The organism is Paenibacillus andongensis (assembly GCF_025369935.1).
Taxonomy (GTDB): Bacteria; Bacillota; Bacilli; order Paenibacillales; family NBRC-103111; genus Paenibacillus_E; species Paenibacillus_E andongensis.
The window spans coordinates 34647-58167 of record NZ_CP104467.1 but is presented as its reverse complement, the minus strand read 5'-3'; the positions used below and the strand labels follow the sequence as shown (position 1 = coordinate 58167).

The 23521-nt window shown below is 47.5% G+C and carries 29 protein-coding genes and 1 riboswitch; of the genes, 1 reads left to right on the top strand and 28 read right to left on the bottom strand.

All coding sequences use genetic code 11. The annotated features are described in order from the left end of the window. Positions 1-5: 5 nt before the first annotated feature. The 6 genes from nuoK to NYR53_RS00285 all read right to left on the bottom strand — a co-directional run bounded on the left by nuoK (position 6) and on the right by NYR53_RS00285 (position 4276). Positions 6-317, bottom strand: a complete 312-nt coding sequence (gene nuoK / locus NYR53_RS00310; RefSeq protein WP_029195649.1) for an NADH-quinone oxidoreductase subunit NuoK — start codon at positions 315-317, stop codon at positions 6-8. A gap of 2 nt (positions 318-319) precedes the next feature. Further along, positions 320-850, bottom strand: a complete 531-nt coding sequence (locus NYR53_RS00305) for an NADH-quinone oxidoreductase subunit J (RefSeq protein WP_261303444.1) — start codon at positions 848-850, stop codon at positions 320-322. After that, positions 843-1295, bottom strand: a complete 453-nt coding sequence (gene nuoI, locus NYR53_RS00300) for an NADH-quinone oxidoreductase subunit NuoI (RefSeq protein ID WP_261303443.1) — start codon at positions 1293-1295, stop codon at positions 843-845. Before nuoI ends, NYR53_RS00305 begins: the two co-directional genes overlap by 8 nt. Positions 1296-1805: 510 nt before the next feature. Further along, on the bottom strand, positions 1806-2810 hold the full coding sequence (gene nuoH, locus NYR53_RS00295) for an NADH-quinone oxidoreductase subunit NuoH (protein ID WP_261303442.1): 1005 nt from the start codon (positions 2808-2810) through the stop codon (positions 1806-1808). Continuing rightward, positions 2810-3910: an NADH-quinone oxidoreductase subunit D gene (locus tag NYR53_RS00290; protein WP_056832145.1), complete on the bottom strand. Its 1101-nt coding sequence runs from the start codon at positions 3908-3910 to the stop codon at positions 2810-2812. Before NYR53_RS00290 ends, nuoH begins: the two co-directional genes overlap by 1 nt. Before the next feature lie 3 nt (positions 3911-3913). Continuing rightward, positions 3914-4276, bottom strand: a complete 363-nt coding sequence (locus NYR53_RS00285) for an NADH-quinone oxidoreductase subunit C (RefSeq protein WP_261306224.1) — start codon at positions 4274-4276, stop codon at positions 3914-3916. Between the two features lie 208 nt (positions 4277-4484). On the opposite strand from NYR53_RS00285, the gene NYR53_RS00280 reads away from it, so the two are divergent. Beyond that, positions 4485-4994 carry a hypothetical protein gene (locus NYR53_RS00280; RefSeq protein WP_261306623.1) on the top strand — a complete coding sequence of 170 codons (510 nt, stop codon included), beginning with the start codon at positions 4485-4487 and terminating at the stop codon, positions 4992-4994. Here NYR53_RS00280 and NYR53_RS00275 read toward each other — a convergent pair. The 22 genes from NYR53_RS00275 to spoIIR form a co-directional block, all read right to left on the bottom strand. Beyond that, positions 4918-5436 carry a NuoB/complex I 20 kDa subunit family protein gene (locus tag NYR53_RS00275; protein WP_029195655.1) on the bottom strand — a complete coding sequence of 173 codons (519 nt, stop codon included), beginning with the start codon at positions 5434-5436 and terminating at the stop codon, positions 4918-4920. The genes NYR53_RS00280 and NYR53_RS00275 overlap by 77 nt on opposite strands. After that, a complete protein-coding gene (locus NYR53_RS00270) occupies positions 5421-5786 on the bottom strand; it encodes an NADH-quinone oxidoreductase subunit A (protein ID WP_056832327.1) in 366 nt (121 codons plus the stop codon). Before NYR53_RS00270 ends, NYR53_RS00275 begins: the two co-directional genes overlap by 16 nt. Positions 5787-6018: 232 nt before the next feature. Continuing rightward, positions 6019-6423: a F0F1 ATP synthase subunit epsilon gene (locus tag NYR53_RS00265; RefSeq protein WP_261303441.1), complete on the bottom strand. Its 405-nt coding sequence runs from the start codon at positions 6421-6423 to the stop codon at positions 6019-6021. Positions 6424-6538: 115 nt separating this feature from the next. Continuing rightward, positions 6539-7936, bottom strand: a complete 1398-nt coding sequence (gene atpD, locus NYR53_RS00260) for a F0F1 ATP synthase subunit beta (protein WP_261303440.1) — start codon at positions 7934-7936, stop codon at positions 6539-6541. A 164-nt stretch (positions 7937-8100) separates the two neighbouring features. Continuing rightward, complete coding sequence (gene atpG / locus NYR53_RS00255; protein ID WP_261303439.1) at positions 8101-8958, bottom strand: ATP synthase F1 subunit gamma; 858 nt, start codon at positions 8956-8958, stop codon at positions 8101-8103. A gap of 129 nt (positions 8959-9087) precedes the next feature. Continuing rightward, positions 9088-10602: a F0F1 ATP synthase subunit alpha gene (atpA, locus tag NYR53_RS00250; protein WP_261303438.1), complete on the bottom strand. Its 1515-nt coding sequence runs from the start codon at positions 10600-10602 to the stop codon at positions 9088-9090. Positions 10603-10634: 32 nt separating this feature from the next. Beyond that, on the bottom strand, positions 10635-11168 hold the full coding sequence (locus NYR53_RS00245) for a F0F1 ATP synthase subunit delta (RefSeq protein WP_261303437.1): 534 nt from the start codon (positions 11166-11168) through the stop codon (positions 10635-10637). Beyond that, positions 11165-11650 carry a F0F1 ATP synthase subunit B gene (gene atpF / locus NYR53_RS00240; protein WP_261303436.1) on the bottom strand — a complete coding sequence of 162 codons (486 nt, stop codon included), beginning with the start codon at positions 11648-11650 and terminating at the stop codon, positions 11165-11167. Before atpF ends, NYR53_RS00245 begins: the two co-directional genes overlap by 4 nt. A gap of 78 nt (positions 11651-11728) precedes the next feature. Further along, positions 11729-11953 carry a F0F1 ATP synthase subunit C gene (atpE, locus tag NYR53_RS00235; RefSeq protein WP_028556930.1) on the bottom strand — a complete coding sequence of 75 codons (225 nt, stop codon included), beginning with the start codon at positions 11951-11953 and terminating at the stop codon, positions 11729-11731. A 79-nt stretch (positions 11954-12032) separates the two neighbouring features. Further along, positions 12033-12731, bottom strand: a complete 699-nt coding sequence (atpB, locus tag NYR53_RS00230; RefSeq protein ID WP_057303758.1) for a F0F1 ATP synthase subunit A — start codon at positions 12729-12731, stop codon at positions 12033-12035. Positions 12732-12764: 33 nt separating this feature from the next. Continuing rightward, entirely contained in the window at positions 12765-13145 is a 381-nt protein-coding gene (locus NYR53_RS00225; RefSeq protein ID WP_261303435.1) for an ATP synthase subunit I, read from the bottom strand. Next, positions 13145-13366: an AtpZ/AtpI family protein gene (locus tag NYR53_RS00220; protein ID WP_261303434.1), complete on the bottom strand. Its 222-nt coding sequence runs from the start codon at positions 13364-13366 to the stop codon at positions 13145-13147. The genes NYR53_RS00225 and NYR53_RS00220 overlap by 1 nt, the downstream gene beginning before the upstream one ends. A gap of 222 nt (positions 13367-13588) precedes the next feature. After that, positions 13589-14725 (bottom strand): non-hydrolyzing UDP-N-acetylglucosamine 2-epimerase, encoded by a 1137-nt coding sequence (gene wecB, locus NYR53_RS00215; protein WP_261303433.1) that lies wholly within the window; start codon positions 14723-14725, stop codon positions 13589-13591. 25 nt (positions 14726-14750) lie between these two features. Further along, positions 14751-15380, bottom strand: coding sequence for a uracil phosphoribosyltransferase (gene upp, locus NYR53_RS00210; protein WP_029195667.1), 630 nt, complete (start codon positions 15378-15380; stop codon positions 14751-14753). A 197-nt stretch (positions 15381-15577) separates the two neighbouring features. Then, positions 15578-17401, bottom strand: a complete 1824-nt coding sequence (locus NYR53_RS00205; protein WP_261303432.1) for an ABC transporter substrate-binding protein — start codon at positions 17399-17401, stop codon at positions 15578-15580. 139 nt (positions 17402-17540) lie between these two features. Then, on the bottom strand, positions 17541-18791 hold the full coding sequence (gene glyA, locus NYR53_RS00200; RefSeq protein WP_261303431.1) for a serine hydroxymethyltransferase: 1251 nt from the start codon (positions 18789-18791) through the stop codon (positions 17541-17543). Between the two features lie 59 nt (positions 18792-18850). Beyond that, entirely contained in the window at positions 18851-19456 is a 606-nt protein-coding gene (locus NYR53_RS00195; protein ID WP_261306223.1) for a TIGR01440 family protein, read from the bottom strand. A gap of 15 nt (positions 19457-19471) precedes the next feature. Then, a complete protein-coding gene (gene rpiB, locus NYR53_RS00190) occupies positions 19472-19930 on the bottom strand; it encodes a ribose 5-phosphate isomerase B (RefSeq protein WP_261303430.1) in 459 nt (152 codons plus the stop codon). Between the two features lie 103 nt (positions 19931-20033). Further along, positions 20034-20114, bottom strand: a riboswitch (ZMP/ZTP riboswitch). A gap of 76 nt (positions 20115-20190) precedes the next feature. Continuing rightward, the gene (locus NYR53_RS00185; protein ID WP_261303429.1) at positions 20191-20784 is read right to left on the bottom strand and encodes a low molecular weight protein arginine phosphatase; all 594 of its coding nucleotides are present in this window, start codon (positions 20782-20784) and stop codon (positions 20191-20193) included. Between the two features lie 61 nt (positions 20785-20845). Then, a complete protein-coding gene (locus tag NYR53_RS00180; RefSeq protein ID WP_261303428.1) occupies positions 20846-21406 on the bottom strand; it encodes a manganese efflux pump MntP in 561 nt (186 codons plus the stop codon). A gap of 64 nt (positions 21407-21470) precedes the next feature. After that, positions 21471-22544 (bottom strand): L-threonylcarbamoyladenylate synthase, encoded by a 1074-nt coding sequence (locus NYR53_RS00175; RefSeq protein ID WP_261306222.1) that lies wholly within the window; start codon positions 22542-22544, stop codon positions 21471-21473. Between the two features lie 56 nt (positions 22545-22600). Beyond that, positions 22601-23359, bottom strand: coding sequence for a stage II sporulation protein R (spoIIR, locus tag NYR53_RS00170; protein ID WP_261303427.1), 759 nt, complete (start codon positions 23357-23359; stop codon positions 22601-22603). Positions 23360-23521 lie beyond the last annotated feature (162 nt).

The following is a 23521-nucleotide window of genomic DNA, read 5'->3' as shown; positions in this document are numbered from 1 at the left end:
GCCTCCTAGCGCTTCATAGAATCCAAATCCGTAACTTCTACTGTCCCTTTGTTTCTGTAAATGGTAATTAGAATCGCGATCCCGACAGCCGCCTCAGCAGCTGCTATGGTGATGTTGAATAGCGAGAAAATCTGCCCGGTAAGAGCCGGATGGTCACCAAGCTTCGAGAAGGCAATCAAATTCAAGTTCACCGCATTCAGCATAAGCTCAATCGAAAGCAGGACGATAACCCCGTTCTTCTTCGTTAACGCACCATATAACCCGATACAGAACAGGATTGCCGCCAGCGTGAGATAGGGAGTAATAATATTGCCCACAGCTAATCCTCCTCTCTCTTCGCGACCACGATGGCACCGATGAAAGCTACCGTCAGCAGCACCGACATGATTTCGAAAGGAATAACGTGCTCATTATAGAGCAGTTTTCCGATTTCTAGTGTGTTATCCTTGCCGGCATCCAGGGTACCCGAAGCGACGAAAGTCGTTTTTTGGATGGCATAAAATAACACCCCGAACAATCCCAAAGCACCAATAATCGCTAGGCCTTCATGCCAAGGACGCTTAGGCTCCTCTTCTTCCCCTTGTCTGTGCCTCGTCATCATAATGCCGAAAATCATCAGAATCGAGATGGCACCTGCGTAGATCAACACTTGCACGAAAGCTACAAACTCAGCCTCAAGAATGACATACAGCCCAGCCAAACTAATAAATGTAAGGGCAACGGCAACGACCATATGAACGACTTTGGTAAAAGAAATCATGAAGATGGCTCCGCCAATGGCAAGTAGAGCGAAGACGAAGAAAGCCCAGCTTGAACCGTTGGATAAGAAATCACCAATTCCGTTAAACATCTTTCTTGGCCCCCCCTTTTGGCAAGGCTGAGTTGTTTTCTTGACGGATATTTTGCGTGTTCTCGCTTAACCACTGCATATTTTTGAACAGATCGTCACGACTGTAGCTACTCAGCTCAAAATTGTTCGTCATAACGATTGCTTCTGTCGGACACACCTCGGTGCAGAGATCGCATAGAATACAAATCTCGAAGTTAATATCGTACGTATCGATAACCTTACCCTTTTTCTCTGGGTCGGGATTCGCTTTACCTGTTAGGGTAATACACTCCGTCGGACAAACACGTGCACATTGATTACACACAATGCATTTCTCTGGATCAAAATATTGAATACCGCGAAAGCGGTCCGGCATTTTAATCGGGACGTCAGGGTATGCGTACGTTATTTTTTTCTGTGTCATACTTTTAAACGTTACGCCTAAACCTTTCATTATGCCCTTCATTCGTTTCCCTCCTTAGAGTTTCCGTAGGAAACTTGCATCGTAAGCATTAACTGAGTTTTGCTTTAGCAAAACTGACTTCGAAGGCACTGGCTAGAGTTTTCCGTGGGAAAACTTGACTCGTATGGTAATCTTAGAGTTTTGCTTTAGCAAAACTGGTTTCGAAGGCATTAACTTAGTTTTTCCGTGGCAAAACTGGCTTCGTAAGCATACCTGTGAGCAAAAACTAGCTTTTAACGGTGTGATGCGGACAATATCCAGAAATCCTTGTCGCGAGAGGAACGTCGATGCGTTATTTGTCCCTTTTCTCCGATAAAAAGCACTTCTGCGGAACGTCGTTCCGCTATTCACTTGAAATGAATGCTTTTTCCCTTGTTTCGGTCTAAATAGCGCATCATAGTTCCCTTTCGGGAACGAAAACAAGCATTTTGCCAGAAATAACGTACTCAGGTTCCGCTTGATCCCCACAGAAGCCAATTCTGCATGTTTTCAGCTTATGAAGTGAAGCTATTCCTACATTATGGTCATTACGATCGCCGTAATCAGCATATTAACCAGTGCCAGTGGAAGCAGCACTTTCCAGCCGAATCCCATGAGTTGATCCACCCGTACCCGAGGCAGCGTCGCGCGCAGCCAGAACAGGAAGAACACAACCGTAGAGAATTTCAGCAGGAACCAGATAATACCTGGAATAAAATCAAGGAATGGGAACGGCGAGTGCCATCCACCCAGGAAAATCAAGCTCGTAAGGGAAGCAATGACGAACACATAAACATACTCCGATAGCATGAAAAAAGCGAAGCGGAAACCACTGTATTCCACATGGTAACCAGCAACAAGCTCAGACTCGGCTTCCGGCAGGTCAAACGGTGTTCGATTAAGCTCCGAGACCCCAGCTATAACGAAAATGATAAAGCCTAGGATCTGAGGAATGAAATTCCAATGCCAGAAACCGCCTGTTTGATGATCAACGATTGTATGTAGATTTAAACTACCTGTCATCATGATGACACCGATAACGGAGATGACGAGCGGTACCTCATAACTAATCATTTGAGCCGCGGAACGCATCCCGCCAAGCAGCGCATATTTGTTATTAGATGCCCATCCGCCGAGGATAATGCCAATCGTAGAAATCCCCGTTAAGGCTACATAAAATAGCAGTCCGACATTCAAATTCGCATTAAACATCCGATCCGAAAATGGAATCGTCGCAATGATCGTGAACGAAGGGATAAACGTAATCACAGGCGCCAGAATGAAAAGCTCACGCTCTGCTTTTTTAGGAATCGTATCTTCTTTGATTAGAAGCTTGAAGACGTCCGCAACACTTTGCAAAAGCCCAAAAGGCCCCGTTCGGTTCGGTCCGATCCGCATCTGCATCCAACCGATAACCTTGCGCTCGAAGTAGATCGCATAGGTTACGAAACCTAGGACCAACATCAGCATAACGATGCCCCAGAACAGGAAAACGAAGAAGTTCGTCCACGTTAGACTCTCCTCCAATAAATTCACCATTAGGCATCCACCTCCCCAACGACAATATCGATGCCGCCTAGAATCGTAATCAAGTTGGTCATCGACTCACCGACCAGCAGCTTGGGCAATATTTGCAGATTCACGAAGGAAGGTCTGCGGAATTTCAGACGGAAAGGCTCTTGTTTGCCTCGGGAAATAATATAGCAGCCAATTTCCCCGCGCGGAGACTCAATAGCCGAATACACTTCGCCTTCTGGAGGACGAATGACTCTAGGCACCTTGCCCATCGTTTCGCCTTGCTCAGGAAACTGTTCCACGGCTTGCTCCAGGATACGAAGCGATTGCTTAACTTCCTCCATACGAAGCAAGTAACGATCATAGCAGTCACCGCCGCTGCGCACAGGCACGTCGAACTGAAAGCGGCTGTACAGGCTGTACGGCTGCGTTTTACGTATATCCCAGTCAACACCCGTACATCTTAAGTTAGCGCCGCTAAGGCCATACGCAATGGCTGTCTCTGCATCATACTTGCCTACACCCTTGATACGGGACAAGAAGATTTCATTCCCCGTTACCAAAGTGTGATACTCTTCCAGTTTTCCGTACATATAAGGAATAAATTTCTTAACTTTATCGATCCATCCATCAGGAGCGTCCCATTTCACTCCGCCTACACGCATGTAGTTGTAAGTTAGACGAGCGCCGCATAATTCGTTAAATAGATCGATAATAATTTCCCGATCGCGGAAAGCGTATAAGAACGGGCTCATCGCACCAATGTCCAGCAAATAGGTACCCCACCACACCATGTGAGAGGCGATACGTTGAAGCTCCATTACGATTAAGCGAAGGAACTCCGCACGCTCTGGTACTTCAAGCTGCATCATTTTCTCTACGGCATTCACTAGCACGTAGTTGGTCGTCATCGCCGATACGTAATCCATACGGTCCGTGTATGGAATAATTTGTGTATAGCTAAGGTTCTCAGCTAGCTTCTCTGTTCCTCTATGTAGATAGCCCATCACGGGTATTGCTTCTTTAATAACTTCCCCATCCAGCTTGACGATCACGCGGAAAACCCCGTGCGTACTAGGATGCTGAGGACCAACGTTCAACAGGAGTTCTTCTGTCCGTAACACGAGCTACACCTCCGGGTCAAGCGGTTCGTAATCTTTGCGCAGTGGATGGCCGACCCAATCGTCAGGCATCATGATTCTTACTAGGTTAGGGTGACCTGGGAAATCAATACCCAATAGGTCATACACTTCCCTCTCATTCCAATTCGCGGTAGCCCATACTGGAGCCACAGAAGGAATGCTTGGCTGTTCTCGATCTGTTTTCACTTTCACACAATACTCATTCTTATGTGTGAGTGAAAGCAGATGATACGCCACCTCTAGGTGCGTCTCTTGGTCCACGCCCGAGAGATTGCGCAAGTAATCACAGCGCAGTTCTTCGTGATCCCTGAGCGTCACCGCGGCCTCCGGCCAGCGGGAGCTGTGGATGACAACGTAAGGACGATGCGCGTCCCTTTCGTTGATGAACGCATCGACGACGGCGTCTTCGCCAACGTCGGCTTTCAGGATGTGGACCAGCCGATCAAGTAGCGGCTGGTTCGGTGAAGGCTCCTTCGGCGCTTCAGGCTCCGCCGACTCGGGCTTCGCCGCGCGCGCGCTGGCTCGCGCAGTACGTGCTTCTGCGGCGGCCTGGGCTTTGGCCGCCTTCTCTTCGTCCCCAGCGTCCGCAGAAGCTGGGGCTTCGGCTCCAGCCGACGCAGGCTCGCCCGTCGGCTCAGCAGCCGCCCGCGCAGCGAGGCGGGCGGCTCTCGCCGCAGCGCACTCCGCTGCCGCGTCACTGCTCTTCGCTGCGCCCGCGTCGCCGCTGCTTGCAGCTCGCTCCGCAAGCTCAGCCGCTGGCGCGTCGCTCGGCTCGCTCGTCGTCTGCGCAGCCGGGTCAGCGGCTTGTATCTCCGCCGCGCGATCTACCGCAGCCTGCACATCCGCGCTAAGCGGCGTCTTACTAGCACGCGCCTCTGGCGTAAGCTCGCCCACTTCTGCAATCGCCTCTTCTAACGGCGATTCTTTCACTTTCTTATCATCAGCAGGAGGTGTCTGGTCTACTTTACCCTCCGGCTTCTTCTCATCACTCATCGATTGGTCACCTGCTTCCCAGTCTTCGCTTCATAGCGAATCTTCTCTTGAAGCTTGTTTATCCCATAAATGAGTGCTGCCGGGTTCGGTGGACAACCTGGAATATAAACATCAACCGGAACAATTTGGTCAACTCCCTTAACAACGGAGTACGACTTCACATAAGGTCCACCTGCTGTAGCACAAGACCCCATCGCAATAACCCATTTCGGTTCAGGCATTTGTTCGTAAAGACGGCGCAGCAAAGGAGCCATTTTCTTCGTTACGGTCCCCGCCACAATCATAACATCAGATTGTCTAGGAGACGTACGGAAGATGACTCCGAAACGGTCTAAATCATAATGAGATCCGCCAGTACCCATCATTTCGATGGCACAACAGGCCAGACCAAACGTTAACGGCCAAAGCGAATTACTGCGAGCCCAAGCTTTCACTTGCTCCAGTGTCGTCATAAAGACATTGCGGTTTAACTCTTCCCGTTCTTCGGGAGATATCGACTCTAGACTGAAGTCCATTGCAGCACCTTCTTCTTCCAAGCGTATATTAATCCAATGGCAAGCAAGGCTACAAAAATACACATTTCCACTAAAGCAAAAAGTCCAAGTTGATTAAAAGCAACAGCCCACGGATACAGGAACACGGTTTCCACATCAAAGATGACAAACATCAAAGCAAATAAATAATAACGAATGTTAAACCGGATTTGTCCCTCACCTACAGGCTCATTACCACTCTCATACGTCGTATACTTCTCATCGACGGGTTTACTCGGTCTTAACCATTTGCCAGCCGTTAGCGCTACAATAGGGAGAATAATACCCAACCCTAGAAAAATCGCTACGATTACATAGTTATTTGTATACATCATGTGAATGTAACCGCCTCCATTCGTATTTGCTTTTCTTATGCGTGCTACTAGTTTTGGTAATATTCACCTACAATATTATAACAAAAAGCCTTTTGGGCGTCGATGACTAATTCCAAACCCCACTTTTCATTCCTAGTGAGTAGATTTTCCATAATTATCTTTTATTAATCTTCCCATTCGAAAAAAAAGCGGAGGAACCAAAGTTCCCCCGCTTTTCGTTAAACATCTATTATTTCCCGGACACACTGATACGATTTAATGCTCTTTGAAGAGCGGCTTCAGCACGTTTGAAATCAACGTTATCTTGCTTCGTTTCAGCAAGACGTTTCTCCGCACGTTCTTTCGCTGCTTTCGCACGATCGATATCAATTTGTTCTGGTAGCTCGGCGCTTTCCGCCAGTATAACCACCTTATCCTTGCGCACTTCCATGAAACCGCCGTTAACCGCGATGATTTCGTCTTTAGAGCCCTGTTTCTTCACAGTAATAGGCGCGATTTTCAATGGAGTGACCAACGGAATGTGATTCGGCAGAATTCCAAGCTCCCCTTCGACACCCTTCACGCTAACCATGTTCACTTGTTCAGCGTACACTTTGCGCTCGGGAGTAACAATTTCCAGTAGGAATGTACTCACTTGGATTCTCCTTCCTAAACTATACCGTAGGTAAACTATCTTCGTAGCATTGCCTTAGCGTTCAGCCAAGCAAAACAGGCTTCGTCAGCATGATCTGCATGGGGTAAGAACCAACTTACAGCGTTTTAGCTTTCTCGATAGCATCCTCGATCGTACCCACGTTATGGAATGCAACTTCAGGAAGATTGTCGTGCTTGCCTTCAAGAACTTCTTTGAAGCTTCGCACGGTATCCTTCATTGGTACATACAAGCCTGGGAATCCGTTGAACGGCTCAGCAACGTGAAGCGGCTGAGACAAGAACAGACGAAGACGACGCGCACGAGTAACGACCAATTTGTCCTCATCAGACAACTCATCCATACCCAAGATCGCGATGATATCCAGAAGCTCTTTGTAACGTTGAAGAATTTGTTTAACGCCTTGTGCTACTTTATAGTGCTCTTCACCAACGATTTCTGGTGTCAAAACACGGGAAGATGATGCAAGTGGATCTACCGCTGGGAAGATACCTGCTGCCGCGATACTACGCTCCAAGTTCGTTGTTGCGTCCAAGTGAGCGAAAGCCGTTGCCGGAGCCGGATCCGTATAGTCATCGGCAGGAACGTAAATCGCTTGAATGGAAGTAACGGAACCTTTTTTCGTGGACGTAATACGCTCTTGCAGTTGACCCATCTCTGTTGCCAGAGTTGGTTGGTAACCTACCGCTGAAGGCATACGACCCAGCAATGCGGAAACCTCGGAACCTGCTTGCGTGAAACGGAAAATGTTATCGATGAAAAGAAGAACGTCTCTTCCTTCCTCATCACGGAAGTACTCAGCCATAGTCAAGCCGGACAATGCAACGCGAAGACGCGCGCCTGGAGGCTCGTTCATTTGACCGAATACCATCGCTGTTTTCGCGATAACGCCGGAGTCTTTCATCTCGTGGTAAAGGTCATTACCTTCACGAGTACGCTCACCAACGCCTGCGAAAACGGAGATACCGCCGTGCTCTTGCGCAATGTTGTGAATCAGCTCTTGCATCGTTACCGTTTTACCTACGCCGGCACCGCCGAAGAGACCAATTTTACCACCTTTTGCGTAAGGAGCCATAAGGTCAATAACTTTAATTCCTGTTTCAAGAATCTCTGCTTTTGTCGACAAGTTGTCGAAAGCTGGAGCTTCTTTGTGGATCGGGCTAGTTAAAGTACGGTCAACCGTTTCGATACCATCGATCGGATCACCCAATACGTTAAATACACGTCCCAGTGTTGCTGCACCTACGGGTACAGTAATCGCTGCGCCAGTGTCTGTAGCAACGGCACCACGTACAAGTCCATCTGTTGAGGACATTGCTACGCAACGTACGAGGTTGTCACCAAGGTGAACAGCCGCTTCAACCGTCATGGAGGACGTTTGTCCACCTTCGGTTTTTTCAATTTTGATTGCATTCAGAATTTCAGGGAGTTGTCCGCGTTCGAACTCAATGTCGACGACAGGCCCTGTAATATTCACAACGCGCCCTTTGCTCATGGTTTCCCTCCTAAGTAAAGCTTGTGTCTCCATCGAGACCGTTTATGAGATAAACCTCTATCGAGGTCTCTTCGAAGATGTTCGACCGCGTTAAGCGGATGGTTTATTCGCCAATAAGAATTTTTTTTCGACTCGTCGAAAACTTGTAAATTCTTATGTGGACGTTATGCGTTCGCGTTCGCTCCAGCGACGATTTCCGAAATTTCTTGCGTAATCGAAGCTTGACGCGCACGGTTGTACGCTAATGTGTAGCTGTTGATCATCTTCGTTGCATTCTTCGTTGCTGAGTTCATCGCTGTCATTCTCGCGCCAAACTCACTTGCTTTACCTTCCAATACAGCACTGTAAATAAGCGTCTCAGCATATTTAGGGAGCAGTACTTCCAGTACGCCTTCCGGTGACGGCTCATACTCATAGCTAGCTGCAGCCACGCCGGATACATCTTCCATCGGAAGCAGACGAATCATGGTTGGAATTTGAGTAATCGCATTTTGGAACTTATTATAAATCAAGAACAATTGGTCGTATTTGCCATTTACGAAATTAGCAACCGCTGCTGCTGCAACTGGCTTAATATCCGCAAATTTTGGCGTATCCGGTACACCGGTTACTTCTTCAACAATCGGAATATTTCGTTTCGAGAAGAAATTGCTTCCTTTACGTCCGATTACGAAGATCGAGTACTCCGCTGTTGATTTATGGTTCTCACGAATTTCAGTCATCGCTTTACGCAACACGTTAGCGTTGTAACCTCCAGCTAGACCACGATCGGAAGTAATGACCAAATAGGCCGTTTTCTTCACTTCACGTGATTGTAACATCGGGTGCTTTACGCCTTTGGTGCCAGCTGCGATGCTTGCAACCACTTCCTTCAATTTCTCGGAGTACGGACGTGCCGCTTCCGCTGATTGCTGCGCTCTACGAAGGTTCGCTGCTGCAACCATTTCCATTGCCCTGGTGATTTGCTTCGTGCTTTGAGTGGATTTGATTTGGCGCTTAATCTCGCGCATTCCTTTTGCCATACCTGCTCACCTCTCTTTTGAGGCTTTGGAAGCCTTCATTCGGAAGCCTGAATACGGGCGAAAGCCTGCAATCAGGCGCAACTTGGAGTAGCTGAGCTTCTTTCATCAAGAAGCTCAAGCCCCCATGCCTTATTCAGAAACTGCGAAGCTCTTTTTGAAAGTACCGATAGCTTCAACCAGCGCTTTGTCGTTATCCGCAGTAATATCTTTGGTATCACGAATGCTGTTCAAAATTTCCGGACGATTGGATTCCAAGTAAGCCAAGAATTGCGCTTCAAAACGAGTTACGTCTTGTACTGGAATGTCATCTACATGGCCTTTAACGACCGTGTACAGGGAGCAAACTTGTTTCTCCAGGGAAAGCGGCTGATGCACGCCTTGCTTCAAGATTTCCAGTGTGCGAACCCCGCGATCAAGACGGGCTTTTGTTGCTCTATCAAGGTCAGATCCGAATGCTGCGAAGGCTGCAAGCTCACGGTATTGAGCCAAGTCTACACGCAGTGTACCGGCAACTTTTTTCATCGCTTTCGTTTGAGCGGAGCCCCCTACACGGGATACAGAGTTACCAACGTTTACCGCTGGACGCTGACCGGAGTAGAACAGGTCGGACTCAAGGAAGATTTGACCGTCCGTAATGGAAATTACGTTCGTTGGAATGTATGCGGAGATATCGCCCGCTTGTGTCTCGATGAATGGAAGTGCAGTAATCGAACCGCCGCCAAGCTCATCGTTCAATTTCGCAGCGCGCTCCAGCAAACGGGAGTGCAAGTAGAATACGTCACCTGGATAAGCTTCACGACCTGGTGGACGACGAAGCAAGAGGGACAACTCACGGTATGCGGCAGCTTGTTTGGACAAGTCATCATATACGATAAGAACGTGCTCGCCTTTGTACATAAAGTACTCAGCCATAGCACAACCGGAGTATGGTGCTAACCATAGCATCGGTGAAGGCTCGGAAGCGGAAGCTGTTACAACGATTGTATAGTCAAGCGCGCCAGCAGCACGAAGGGTTTCAACAACACCTACAACTGTGGATTGTTTTTGACCGATAGCAACGTAGATACATTTCACGCCATTGCCTTTTTGGTTGATGATCGCATCGATCGCAATAGCTGTTTTACCAGTTTGACGGTCACCAATGATCAACTCACGTTGTCCACGACCTACCGGTACCATTGCGTCAATCGCTTTGATCCCTGTTTGCATAGGCTCATGAACGGATTTACGCGCCATAACCCCTGGTGCCATGTTTTCTACAGGACGGAAAGCTGTTGTATTGATAGGACCTCTGCCATCAACTGGTTGACCAAGTGCGTTTACTACACGGCCCAGAAGTTCTTCACCTACAGGAACCTCCATGATACGTCCAGTACGTTTAACTTGGTCGCCTTCACGGATATCTTTGTAAGGTCCAAGAATAACGATACCTACGTTGCTTTCCTCAAGGTTAAAGGCATAGCCAAGAACGCCACTTGGGAACTCAAGCAGCTCGCCTGCCATAACGTTTTCCAAGCCGTGAGCACGAGCAATACCGTCACCTACTTGAATGACTGTACCTACATCAACTACTTGGATATCGGATTTATAGTTTTCAATCTGTTGTTTAATCAATGAGCTGATTTCTTCAGGTTTGATACTCAACGAACTTCACCCCTATTCTTACAGTGCTTATATTAAACTAACGCTTTGGCCAAACGATCAAGTTTGCCTGCCAAGCTTCCATCATATAAACGATCACCGATACGCACTTGAATGCCGCCGAGCAGCTTAGGCTCAACCACAGACGAAACACGGATCGTTTTACCTGTTACTTTACTGAAATGTGAAGCAATCTCAGCTTGCTGTGCATCCGAAAGTACGGATGCCGAGTATACCGTCGCACTCGCTTGACCGAGCGCTTCATTCGCAACTTTAGCATAGTCACTCGCCAAAGCGGAAAGAATCGACTGTCTACCTTTATCAATCAAGACAAGCAGCGTGTTCCACACCGGTTCGGAAACTTTGCCTTCGAAAATCTGCTTCAGCAGGTCCGTTTTAGCGGAATTCCCGATGTTCGGATGGTTCAGGAACTTCTGCAAGTCTGCATTGTCCCTAATCGCACTAGCTACAGATTTAAGCTCAGCTTCAACTTGGGAAATGATATTCTTTTCCTTCGCTACTTCGAACAGAGCTTTGGCATAACGCTTCGCTACGACGATGTCACTCATACGTTGCCTCCTACCTCTTTGAGGTAATGCTCAACAAGTTCTTCTTGTGACTTTTCGTCGATTTGTTTCTCAATAATTTTGGATGCGATCAGAACGGACATCGCGCCTACTTGGCTGCGAAGAGCGGCAACCGCTTTGTTCTTCTCATTTTCGATATCTTTCAGCGCTTCGTCTTTCAGACGAATTGCTTCTGCACTAGCAGCATGAATAATATCATCAGCTTGCTTGGAACCCGTATGCTTCGCTTGCTCAATGATGTCATAAGCTTCCTTACGAGTTTGTTGCAGCGCTTGCTTTTGTTCCTCTAACAGTTGATCAGCTTGCTTGCGGCTCGCTTCAGCTGTTTGAATTTGATCTTTAACCAATTGTCTGCGTTTCTCCATCATGCCGAACAGAGGACCGAACGCAAATTTAGAAAGCAACAAATATAAAATTAAGAACGCGATTAGTTGAATCCAAAATGTGGACCATTCAATATGCAAGTAACGTCACTCCCTTCTGATAACATGGGCAAAACGAAGGCGTGGTGGCGACTGTAGCCATCCCCGCCGAACGGTTTCTTAAGCTTTTCCCATAAAGATGAACGCAAGAACCAATGCAACGACCGGCATTGCCTCTACTAGACCTACCCCGATAAACATTGTTGTTTGAAGCGTACCACGAAGTTCTGGTTGACGAGAAATACCTTCCAAAGCGCGACCTACGATCAAACCGTTACCAATACCTGCACCTAGTGCTCCCAAACCAAATACGATACCTGCTGCTACTAATGCTATTGCTCCCATTGATAAAATCCTCCCTTAAACTCTTAAGTTTGTTGTTTTTTTATAAGTGACTCGAGACTTCCCGAGGTAAGTCTTACTCTTAATGCTCTTCTTCGTGAATCAGCGTTTGTGAGATGTAAACCATTGTTAGCATCGTGAATACGAAGGCTTGAATCGCACCTACGAACACACTGAAGCCCTGCCATACAAAGAGAGGCGCAATTCCAAACCATCCTGCTCCGATGATGACAGATATCATAATTTCACCTGCATAAATGTTACCGTAAAGACGGAAAGCGAGCGTAAGCGGCTTTGATACAACTTCAATCAAATGAAGGATCAACATTGCCCCTTTGTACTCAAAGTAATGTGCGAAATAGTGTTTCGTGTTACGCGTTATTCCTAAGTAGTGACTTAATACAATAACGATAACGGTTAGTGCTCCTGTTACTGCGATATCAGCTGTTGGCGATTTCCACCATGACACGTGATCTTCTGTCACAATCGAGAAAGGGAGACCAAGCATGTTGCCGATAAAGATATACATAATGAGCGTAAGACCTAATGCGATAAAACCTTTACCGTGTTTGGATCCAATCGTGCTTCCGATGATGCCTTCTACAAACTCAATCGTCCATTCCATGAAGTTTTGCAATTTCGAAGGATTCGTTACGGATGCTCGGCTGGCCCCTGCGATTGCAAGGATAAGCACGATAAGTGTGGTAATTCCGATCATCATGAGTGCAGATGCGTCGAAATGAATACCTAACCACTCAAACTCTGGTACGTGATGTTCCATGTTTTCCATTTTCACCCCTTTCATCGAATGGAATTACTTCTTTGACTTCCTAATAGAAAGAATACCCAGTACGAGTGTTGCCAATTGAGCAAAAAAGTATCCAACAATTGTCGTCGTTAATGCGACTTGCTCGGGATACCGAACGGCAACCAGTCCTACAAAGCCAGCGATTGCTGCTCTTGTCAGAAAACCAAGGGTCACCTTGCGCCCTTTCTGCTCTATCGCAGCTGCTGCCAACTTGTTGATTTTCCAGGCTAGGAACCTTGCATTGATCATGCTCGCAACAGCTCCAAGCATAAGACCGGCAATGTAAACCCGGTAATCGACAAAAAGCGCCCATGCAGCCAAACAAAAGGATAAGAAGAAAAGAAACACATTTTGAACCGTTTTCAGAGTGGCTGAAAAGTCATCCATCATAGCCCTCCGTAATGCTTTATCATGAAGTAAATGCTAATGATTCCGGTTACAAGCCCTAGCAAGAACCCGCCTAACAACCAGAGCTGTCCCCCTAGTGTGTGACTCAACCAATCGCCGAAGAAATACCCGGCTGCTAAACATACTACGAGGTCGATACCAATTGCACTAGTTAGGGCTACTGCCCGCCACGGATTATCATTGGGATTTGGCCGTTTCATCGCATCCTCCTGAGAGTTTTCCGCATGGAAAACCCGCTTCGTAGACATAGTACTACGAATCCTCATTCATTGTATCGAAGCCATGCAAGGTTTGTCAATTGACGGAACTTCATTTGTGACTTCTCACAAAATCCCTCAGAGCCTTGTGGCTCTAGGGTTTGCGAGTTTCCAAACCAAACAGTCGAACTGTACGCTGTAGCGTTTGTCATGATTTTGTCACGGTTAGAATGCTTCCGGTCGCTCAGAGGTCTTGCCGAAGTGATGAAGTATCGCTTGCACGATACGTTCGGAAGCTTTTCCGTCCCCATAAGGGTTGGCGGCTTGACTCATTTTGTTGTATAAATCTGGATCCGTTAGAAGCGCGCGAGCACGCTCATAGACCACTTCCTCATCCGTTCCAACGAGTTCAAGCGTACCTGCCTGGATACCTTCTGGACGTTCTGTCGTATCGCGCAGAACTAGGACCGGCACACCGAAAGACGGCGCTTCTTCTTGAAGACCACCAGAGTCTGTCAGGATCATATGAGCGTGCGGATAGAAGTTGTGGAACTCGAAAACGTCAAATGGGTCTACCAGCTTGATGCGTGGATGATTGCCCAGGATCTCATGTGCAGGTTCCTTGACCGCAGGACTTGGATGCACGGGATACACGATCGCAATATCTTCGAACTCATCGGCAATACGTTTCACAGCACGGAAGATTTGACGGTGAGGCTCACCTTGCGCTTCACGGCGATGCGCTGTCATCAAGATCAGCTTGCGGCCCGCTGCCCATTCCAAGACAGGGTGTTCGAATTTCTCTTGTACCGTGTATTTAAACACATCCGTAACCGTATTCCCCGTCACATAAATCTGCGATTCAGATTTATTTTCTTTGCGCAGATTGTCGGCGGATTGCTGCGTTGGCGCAAAGTGTAGATCCGCTAGCACACCCGTTAATTGGCGGTTCATTTCCTCCGGGTAAGGGGACATTTTGTTCCACGTACGAAGACCGGCCTCGACATGTCCCACTTGAATTTGCTGCATGAATGCCGCATAACTTGCAAGGAATGTTGTCAACGTATCGCCGTGCACGAGAATCAGGTCAGGCTTCGCTTCTTGGAAGACAGGCTCCAAACCTTGCAGAACACGCATCGTAATCTCATTCAGCGTTTGACGGTCTTTCATGACGTTCAAGTCGAAATCAGGTGTAATTTTGAAAATATCGAGCACCTGATCGAGCATTTGTCGATGCTGAGCTGTCACACAGACAAGGGACTCGATATGCTCAGGATGCTTCTCCAGCTCCAAAATAAGTGGAGCCATCTTAATCGCTTCGGGTCTTGTTCCGAAGATCGTAATAACTTTTAAACGTTTCATCGGTTTCTTCTCCCTTTAGAGCCAATTATTTAGTGCCGAACAGACGATCCCCTGCGTCACCAAGTCCCGGTACGATATAGCCATGATCGTTCAGGTAGTCGTCAACGGCAGCTACGTAAATATCAACATCCGGGTGCTCTTGTTGAACCGCTTTGATCCCTTCTGGTGCTGCAATTAAGCACATCAGCTTCATTTGCGTACAGCCTCTGCGTTTCAGCACTTCAATCGCCATATTCGCAGATCCGCCTGTGGCCAGCATCGGGTCAATAACAATTAACTCCCGCTCCAGGACATCCGTCGGCAGCTTCACATAATACTCGACAGGTTGAAGCGTGTCAGGATCACGGTACAGGCCAACATGTCCAACTTTTGCAGCCGGAATCAGCTTAAGTATCCCATCCACCATCCCCAAACCTGCGCGCAGAATCGGAATGAGTCCCAGCATTCTGCCAGAAATAATACGGCAATCTGCTGTAGTCACCGGCGTTTTCACCTGTACATGCTCAAGCGGAATATCTCTTGTAATCTCATAGGCCATTAAAGTCGCAACCTCGTCTACGAGATCTCGAAAATCCTTCGTTTTCGTATTCTCATCCCGAATATAAGTTAGCTTATGTTGAATTAGCGGATGATCACAAATAAATAACTTCCCCATAATTTCCTCCTAAAAAGCTGCGTTTTATATGTATTTCACAACAAAATATCGTCATGGTACGACAAACCTCGTCCATTATATCATATGTTATCCAACTTATCCTCTGTAAAACCAAAGCTTCCGTGAATATCCATTTTGTAAGAAAAAAACCACTGGGATTATTCACCCTAGCGGCTTTGGTATAACATGATATCAGCTCAATCCACGATTTCGGGGCAGTACCAGATGCTCTTGAAATCGAACCAACCGAGCGTATTGAAAGAAATACCTTGAAGATGCGGGCTATACACTAATTGTTGAGTCGTATGAAGAAGAAATAAGACCGATTGGTTTTGCGATAATAATCCTTGCATAGAGCGGATCCGTTGCAAACGTACCTGACTGTCAGGCTCAGCTTCGATGGAGGCAATGGTTTCATCGAACATTTTGCGCTGCTCATCCGTCGCGTATACGCGCAGCGCCAAGTTGCCAATCTTGTACATCTCAATCAGACAACGGGCCTCGTCGTCATCTGCGACAACCCCGCCGACAATGATATCTGCACATTGCATCCGTTCCACCTTGGACATTTCCTCATAAGAATATTCCTGCAGAGCAACCTGAATTCCGATTTCGAGGCAGCGAGCATGAACCCATTCAGCTAAGTTACGGTTTTTTTGAGTAAAAATCATCCTAACCGACTGACCATCATACCCGCCTTGCTTTAGCAATTCTCTAGCTCGTTCAGGTTGGTAATCTTCTGGCTGCTCGGCCGGTGAATCGGTTGGCAAGAAATCCGCGGCAGGTATTGCATTGTATAACCCCAGTTCCTTAATCATGCCGCTGCGGTTAAGAACTAGCTGCAGCGCTTGACGAAAATGGCTATGCTGCTGAGGCCCTTCCTTTCGTAAATTAAAGACCAGCATGCTGGAACCCAGCATCATGATTTCTTTCTTGCACCAATGCGCCGGTGCCGGCTGTTTAGAATGACTGAGCTTGCCCATTTGGAAGTTCAGCTGCTGCCACCTTCGCTCGCTCACCATTTCCGGGACGCAAAGCAGTTCGATACGATCCAGGTGAGCCGACTCCCGGTAATAATTCTCGAACGCTTCGAAGGTTACGCCTCCTTCATCATACCTCGTAATCCGGAACGGACCCGTCCCAACGGGCAGCATGCCTGGATCGCTCACTTTCTGAGCACTGTACACATCAGCCGGTACGATCGCAGCTTGGTAGCAACTTACGTAATGAGGAAGCATATAATTCGGCGCATCCAGCTCAACTCTAACGGTTAGCCGATCCACTGCGCGGATTTCTCTAACCGATTCCAGCAGCCATCTACTTGGTGAAGCTTCCGTGCCGAGCGTACGCACCCGATTTAGCGAAAAGACCGCATCTGCCGATGTCATCTCACGACCATGATGGAATCGCACCCGCTTACGTAAATAAAACGTCCAGACCGTTGCATTTTCGTTACATTCCCAATCATGCGCTAAACCTGGCTCTAGGCAGCCGCTTTCAGGATTAAAATAGAGGAGCGTATCGAAAGCCTGCTTTACTAAATGGAGATCGCCTGAGAAGAGCACATCCACAGGGTCTAGGGTCAAAACTCTCATCTGCATCGGCAATCGAAGGGTTTCAGGATCGCCGGACTCAAGAGTCCCTTTATACCCAAAGTAACTTCCTAACCAGGCTAAGAATCGATCCATGACTCCCGAATCCAATCCTTCTATTTGAAACAAACTCATCGCGCTGTTTAAATTTCCCTGTTCAACATGCATTTTCGCTTCCGTAAACAAAAGATCTTCGACGGAAGCCAGAAACCGGATCGTAGAACGATTGCCGCGTCCGCGACCCGGTGTCCAGGAAATCCATGCCATCTCAGTCATCTTGCGAATCAATATTTTCACATTGCGTTCCGTACAATACAGGTAACCGGCTATTTCTTCAACGGACACGGGCACATCCATATCGGTTTGTTGAAAATTGTGGACCCGCATGATCGTTGTTTTCAACTGCACATACTGTAAAACAAGCTGCATGAATGCAACCTCCTTTTACACGAATTACCAAGAAGTATAGGTCTGCCACCATCCTTTCGTCAACAGCCCCTGGACGGATAAAAGGGTAAAAAAAAAACCGACTCCAGAGAGCCGGCCTGAACCTATTTTGGTACAAGAATTAATAAGTTAACCCTGGGTAGAGCGGAAACTGAGCTGTCAGGTCTTTCACTAAACCGCGCGCTTTCTCAAGAACAGCTTCGTCTTTCGGGTTTTTCAAGGTAAGTCCAATCACTTTCGCGATTGTTTTCATCGCTTCTTCATTCATTCCACGGGATGTTACTGCCGGTGTACCTAGACGGATACCACTAGTAATGAACGGACTTGTTGGGTCAAAAGGAATCGCGTTTTTGTTTGCTGTAATACCGATTTCGTCTAGAACATGTTCAGCGTCTTTACCTGAAATGTTCAAGTTGCGCAAATCGATCAGCATCAAGTGGTTATCTGTACCACCGGAAACAAGGTTAATACCTTCAGCTGTTAAAGCAGTCGCCAATGCTTGCGCATTGTTGATTACGTTTTGTCCGTATGTTTTGAAATCTGGTTGCAGAGCTTCACCGAAGGAAACAGCTTTTGCTGCAATCGTATGCATCAAAGGACCACCTTGGGTACCAGGGAAAACCGCTTTATCGATCGCTGCTGCCCAAGATTTGCGCGTAAGAATCATACCGCCGCGAGGACCGCGAAGTGTTTTGTGCGTTGTAGTCGTTACGAAATGTGCGTGCGGCACTGGGTTCGGATGCAAACCAGCAGCAACAAGACCCGCGATATGAGCCATATCGACGAAGAACAACGCGCCCACATCATTAGCGATGGAAGCCAATGCTTCGAAATCGATCGTGCGCGGGTAAGCACTTGCGCCAGCTACGAGCATGCGAGGCTTGTGTTTGAATGCAGCTTTACGAACATCGTCGTAATCAATGCGGAAATCTTTTTCGCTTACGCCGTAAGCTACGAAGTTGTACAGAATACCGGATGCATTCACAGGGCTACCGTGCGTTAAGTGACCACCGTGTGCCAGGTTCATACCCAGAACCGTATCTCCAGGGTTTAGAGCTGCCAGGTAAACAGCCATGTTGGCTTGTGCACCGGAATGCGGTTGAACGTTCGCGTGCTCAGCACCGAAAAGCTCTTTTGCACGATCGCGAGCGATATCTTCTACGATGTCTACGTGCTCGCAGCCGCCATAGTATCTTTTGCCTGGGTAGCCTTCTGCATATTTGTTCGTTAGCACCGTACCCATAGCTTCAAGAACAGCTTGGCTTACGATGTTTTCGGATGCAATAAGTTCAATTTTGTCACGTTGACGGGCAAGCTCAAGGTTCATGGCTGCTACAATTTTAGGATCTTGTTTGCTCAAAAAGTTTGTCATATTAAATTCCTCCTACAGGATAGTCTTATTTGTTAAGTCTTTATTCATTGAGGTAATGACTAGCAATCCGCATCAGGTGCGGCTGTTTGATAGAGTTGTTCCGCTTCATCAAGTAGGTATACAGCTCTTGTACCGCCAATCAGCTTAGGCCGAGTAAAAGCCATCGTTACATAGGCATGGCCAATGTACGTTACTTGCGGTCTTGCTGGCACAGCAACAGGGCGCAGATGCATCCCGATGAGCGTGCTGCCAATATCGATTCCGGCATGTGCCTGAATCGTCTCTACAACGACCGGCTTCGCGAAATGCCGGTACGCATAGGAGGCCATCGAGCCTCCGGCCCTTGGCACCGGAATGACAGAGACAGGCTCAAGCTGAGGTGAATGCGATAGCAGCTCTTCCTCAATTACGATCGCACGGTTCAAATGCTCGCAGCATTGAAAGGCTAAGTGCAGCCCGAACTCGATGCTTATTCGCTGCGCCGTTTCAAAAATCGGCTTAGCCGCATCCAGCGTACCCGATGTACCGATCCGATGCCCGAGAATTTCACTCGTACTCGTTCCGATAATCAGAATTTGACCTGATCGTAGATTGCCGACTTTGACCAATTCCCGAAGATTCGTTTCCAAAGCCTCGGCAACATTAGAAAGAATGGAATCTGTCATCATGATCCCTCGTTCCTATGGGTGCAGTGTGAAACGGTCTTCGATACTTTGCACTTTGTTAATGCGATTCTGGTGACGAACACCTTGGGAAAACTCGGTTTCGAGCCAGATTTTCACGATTTCCTCTGCAACACCTGGTCCAATAACTCGTTCACCTAGGGCAAGCACGTTCGTATCATTGTGCTCACGCGTCGCTTTTGCTGAAAAAAGATCATGCACAAGTGCACAGCGGATGCCCGGAACCTTATTCGCGGCAATCGACATCCCGATACCCGTTCCGCAAATCAGAATACCTTTGTCAGCTTCACCTGAAACTACTTGCTCGCAAACTTGAAGCGCGTAGTCGGGATAATCGACCGAATCTGCACAGCTGCAGCCATAATCGATGACTTGGTGACCTAATGACTCAATAAAAGGAATGATAACATCTTTCAAACGATAGCCTGCATGATCAGCACCTAAAGCAATTTTCATGAATAGAACGCTCCTTTGCTTGTTCGAATTCGACCATCCTATTATATCCCAAAGCTCACCAGAAAACGAAAAAAAGAGCGGACACGCTAGAAAACGCGCGTTGCTCTTTTGCCCAGGCGACCGGCCGTATAGCTCAATGCTCCACTGTGGTTACTCCCACTCGTCGCCAGTTACATTGAGTCTTGATTGGTACCTTTATTTTATCGCATTCTACCCCATGTGTAAAGATATATCCTCAATTCGTATATCTAGAACCTGAGTTATTTGGAGTCTTCATTTCGTGCACGTATTTTCTGAACCAACTTATCTAAACTCCTGCTGATCTCCTCAGCCGTTTGTCGGTAAATCTCTATGGGTCCTCCGAACGGGTCCGAAATATCAAAGTCAGGAATTGCATGTTCAAGCTTGTAAATACGGCTTCTTTCTTCTATAGACACTGCTTGGGAAAGAGCCTGTTTGAGCTGAAGCTCCGTAACGAGCTGCTCCCTTTCCTCAATCGCTTGTAAAATATGAGCATCATCCTCGACGTACTCTTTGAGCGTAAAAGTTTTCTCAATCGCTCCCGGAAACCGCTGTATGACAGTACGCTTATGACCCATCGTCATCGTCAAAATGAGATCAGCCCAATTCACTTCAGACTCTTGGATCGCCAAAGAATGAATGGGCTCCTTGAAGCCCGCTTCCTGTAAAAGCGATTCACTATTTCGGGAGATTGGACCGCCCGTCACCGCGGATACCCCTGCTGAGCGAACCTCCGCCGCAAGCCCTTCTTGGTGCACCCTGATACGCAGCAAACCTTCTGCTAATGGACTGCGGCACGTATTTCCTGTACAGACAAATAGAATTCGCAACATGATTCCCTCCTCCTTAACATAAGCATAAGCTAAGACGAAAATTGTCTTTACCCCTATTGTATCATAGTAAAAACTTGATCCCAAACGTGAGCAAAATAAGCCCGCCAAACGCCTCGCCATACTCACCTACCCAACCGCTGACCCGCCTGCCAACTAACAAACCGGCGATGGAAAGCAAGCCCCCAAACAGACCAAATATCAGCACCGTCAGCACAATATCTGTAGCAAACATACCTAGGGATACACCAACAGAGAATGAATCGATACTGACACTAAGAGAGAAGATCGTCAGGCCCCATACGGACCTATGATCAAAAGATGTCGCTTGTTCTCCACGAATCGAACTATATACCATATGCGAACCCAGCAGAATGAGTAAACATCCCCCAGCCGCTGTAGCGACATTTCCGAGCAGCAATGAAACATATTGCCCCATAAACATACCCATCAAAGGCATGAGAACGTGAAATAGTCCAATCACCATGCTAATTTTCATAATATCAATCAAACGAATACCCTTCATCCCTATGCCAATCCCTAAGGAAAAAGCATCTAGGCCCAAAGCAATCGCCATAATAATAATTGTTACCAGCTGCCCAAATTCCACCCCAGATGCGAGCATAGCGCTATCCCCCTTGTCCACGTTTCTCTCTCAAGATATGCGGACAAACAGGGAATCATGCTAGCTAAACACGTACAAGCCGATGACCGGCTGCTTTACGAAGTCGATTCATAATCGCAAGGCCAATCCCCGTTTCTGGACAACCCTCTGCAGTAATATATTGAATGCCTTTTTGATCAAATTGCCTTAATGCAGCATAAAGATCATGAGCAATTGTTTCCGGTTGCGATAACGAGCCGCAGGCAATAACCAAGTCAGCATGGTAACGTGAAGCTCTTTCTTCAAAAGTAAGAATACCCGTTGACTCGCCTCGTGTTTTGGCAGCATCAATATCGTTTTGAATCCATTCAGCAACCGCTTCAGTATCTTCACCTTGAACGATATGCATAAATCCTTTTGGTGCGTAATGTGTATACTTCATCCCTGGAGCACGCGGAGTATCGGAATCCTGTACCTCTTCCCGCTCAGGCTCATGAATTCGAGTAGCAGGCAGCGCTGATTGCAGCTGCTCCGCCGTAACACCGCCAGGACGCAAAATGTATAGCTCACCGCCTACAAGTTCGATCACCGTCGACTCAACACCAACTCCAGTTGCACCACCATTTACGATCCCGCCAATCCGACCATCTAAATCATCTCTGACATGAGAGGCGAGTGTTGGACTAGGTCTGCCTGAACTATTGGCACTCGGTGCTGCAATGGGAAGCCCCGCTTCACGAAGAAGCTGCAAAGCCACGGGATGATCCGGAATACGCACACCGACAGTCTTAAGACCAGCGGTTACTAACGGCGAAATGCCACCTGTTTTCACAGGCAGCACAATCGTAAGAGGACCAGGCCAGAAAACCTCCATAAGCTGGCGATGCTCCGCCGTAACACAATCCGGAATAATTAAACTTGAAAGCTGTTCGACATCCGCAATGTGGACAATGAGCGGGTTATCCGAAGGCCGACCTTTCGCTGAGAAAATCCCTTCAACCGCTGCCGTATTCGTAGCATCTGCTCCAAGTCCATACACCGTCTCTGTTGGAAAGGCGACTGTTTCACCATTTCGGAGAAGCCAGGCAGCTTCAGCCAAAGCCCCACTTATCTCGGTCCCTATCCCCTGATCCACTTTCCAGTATTTTGTCACGATTATCTATCATCCTAACTTCACATGAAATTCTGATCCTAAATGGGAATGAGTGGCCTTTCTTAGCTGAACCACGATACGATCTTTTTCACCATTTCCCAGATAAAAAACTTAACTTGCGGCTGCTTAGCATCAACAGAATCCGTTTTTTCTACCAATTGTGCAGCTTTACTGTCTTTAACGACAGGTTTAGACTTATCGGGTTTAACTGTTGAAGCAGCTTTGCTGTCTTTCGTTGCAGGTGTAGGAGAGGATTGCACCTTCCCATCACCCTCCGTTTTCGCTACAACAGCAGCCGCTGCTACCGCTTCTCCGGATACGGAATCCACGAAACATAATGGCGGAAACAACACACACCACCAGTTCTGACCTTCCCCCGTTCCAATCGTCACACGCAGCGCTTCATATTCTCCCGCTGGGTATACTTCATTTCCGTACATTTTTGTTGGAAAAGGGACTTTACCGAGCTCAACTGTATGTGAATAGCTATAGCCACGTGCTTCAATCATTTGTCCCACAAGAACATCAAATTCGGACAAATGGGCTCTAACCACAGCTCTAGCGTCATCGAGCGTTTGCGGTCCAACGACCCACTCCTGCATACGAGCAATAATAGCATCACGAATCTCGCGTTTCAACGCTTGATCCTGCGGCGAATCGGAGTTTGCTAGAATACGTAAGCGAATAGATTCTTCCGGTATCGTAGGCGAAATAACCGCCGCATTCGTACGATTCGATTCCCAACAAGTTATCATAACAATAAGTGCAAAAGCTACTAATAATAAAGATTTATAAGAATGACGATTAGATCTCTTCACCATGAGGAAAAGCCCCTTTCCCTTCGCTTCTACTAGCCAGTATGGGCAATAAGAGGAGGAGCTAAACCTAGTAATCTATTTAAATTTCTGAAAAATGATAGAGTTGGGTGGGGTGAGATTGTTGGGTGTCGGAAGAGGTGGCGTTCAGGCTAAAGAGGATGGGTT

Excerpts from the sequence above, each read along its gene's own strand:
- NYR53_RS00245 (WP_261303437.1), bottom strand. The coding sequence starts at position 11,168 with ATGAGTGACATCGTCGTAGCGAAGCGTTATGCCAAAGCTCTGTTCGAA.
- NYR53_RS00220 (WP_261303434.1), bottom strand. The coding sequence starts at position 13,366 with ATGAAACGGCCAAATCCCAATGATAATCCGTGGCGGGCAGTAGCCCTA.
- atpB (WP_057303758.1), bottom strand. The coding sequence starts at position 12,731 with ATGGAACATCACGTACCAGAGTTTGAGTGGTTAGGTATTCATTTCGAC.
- NYR53_RS00305 (WP_261303444.1), bottom strand. The coding sequence starts at position 850 with ATGTTTAACGGAATTGGTGATTTCTTATCCAACGGTTCAAGCTGGGCT.
- NYR53_RS00225 (WP_261303435.1), bottom strand. The coding sequence starts at position 13,145 with ATGGATGACTTTTCAGCCACTCTGAAAACGGTTCAAAATGTGTTTCTT.
- wecB (WP_261303433.1), bottom strand. The coding sequence starts at position 14,725 with ATGAAACGTTTAAAAGTTATTACGATCTTCGGAACAAGACCCGAAGCG.
- NYR53_RS00270 (WP_056832327.1), bottom strand. The coding sequence starts at position 5,786 with ATGTATACAAATAACTATGTAATCGTAGCGATTTTTCTAGGGTTGGGT.
- atpE (WP_028556930.1), bottom strand. The coding sequence starts at position 11,953 with ATGGGAGCAATAGCATTAGTAGCAGCAGGTATCGTATTTGGTTTGGGA.
- nuoH (WP_261303442.1), bottom strand. The coding sequence starts at position 2,810 with ATGGTGAATTTATTGGAGGAGAGTCTAACGTGGACGAACTTCTTCGTT.
- NYR53_RS00205 (WP_261303432.1), bottom strand. The coding sequence starts at position 17,401 with ATGCAGCTTGTTTTACAGTATGTGCAGTTGAAAACAACGATCATGCGG.
- rpiB (WP_261303430.1), bottom strand. The coding sequence starts at position 19,930 with ATGAAAATTGCTTTAGGTGCTGATCATGCAGGCTATCGTTTGAAAGAT.
- atpG (WP_261303439.1), bottom strand. The coding sequence starts at position 8,958 with ATGGCAAAAGGAATGCGCGAGATTAAGCGCCAAATCAAATCCACTCAA.
- NYR53_RS00195 (WP_261306223.1), bottom strand. The coding sequence starts at position 19,456 with ATGACAGATTCCATTCTTTCTAATGTTGCCGAGGCTTTGGAAACGAAT.
- spoIIR (WP_261303427.1), bottom strand. The coding sequence starts at position 23,359 with ATGGTGAAGAGATCTAATCGTCATTCTTATAAATCTTTATTATTAGTA.
- upp (WP_029195667.1), bottom strand. The coding sequence starts at position 15,380 with ATGGGGAAGTTATTTATTTGTGATCATCCGCTAATTCAACATAAGCTA.
- glyA (WP_261303431.1), bottom strand. The coding sequence starts at position 18,791 with ATGACAAACTTTTTGAGCAAACAAGATCCTAAAATTGTAGCAGCCATG.
- NYR53_RS00180 (WP_261303428.1), bottom strand. The coding sequence starts at position 21,406 with ATGCTCGCATCTGGGGTGGAATTTGGGCAGCTGGTAACAATTATTATT.
- atpD (WP_261303440.1), bottom strand. The coding sequence starts at position 7,936 with ATGAGCAAAGGGCGCGTTGTGAATATTACAGGGCCTGTCGTCGACATT.
- NYR53_RS00185 (WP_261303429.1), bottom strand. The coding sequence starts at position 20,784 with ATGTTGCGAATTCTATTTGTCTGTACAGGAAATACGTGCCGCAGTCCA.
- NYR53_RS00275 (WP_029195655.1), bottom strand. The coding sequence starts at position 5,436 with ATGGACTTCAGTCTAGAGTCGATATCTCCCGAAGAACGGGAAGAGTTA.
- nuoI (WP_261303443.1), bottom strand. The coding sequence starts at position 1,295 with ATGAAGGGCATAATGAAAGGTTTAGGCGTAACGTTTAAAAGTATGACA.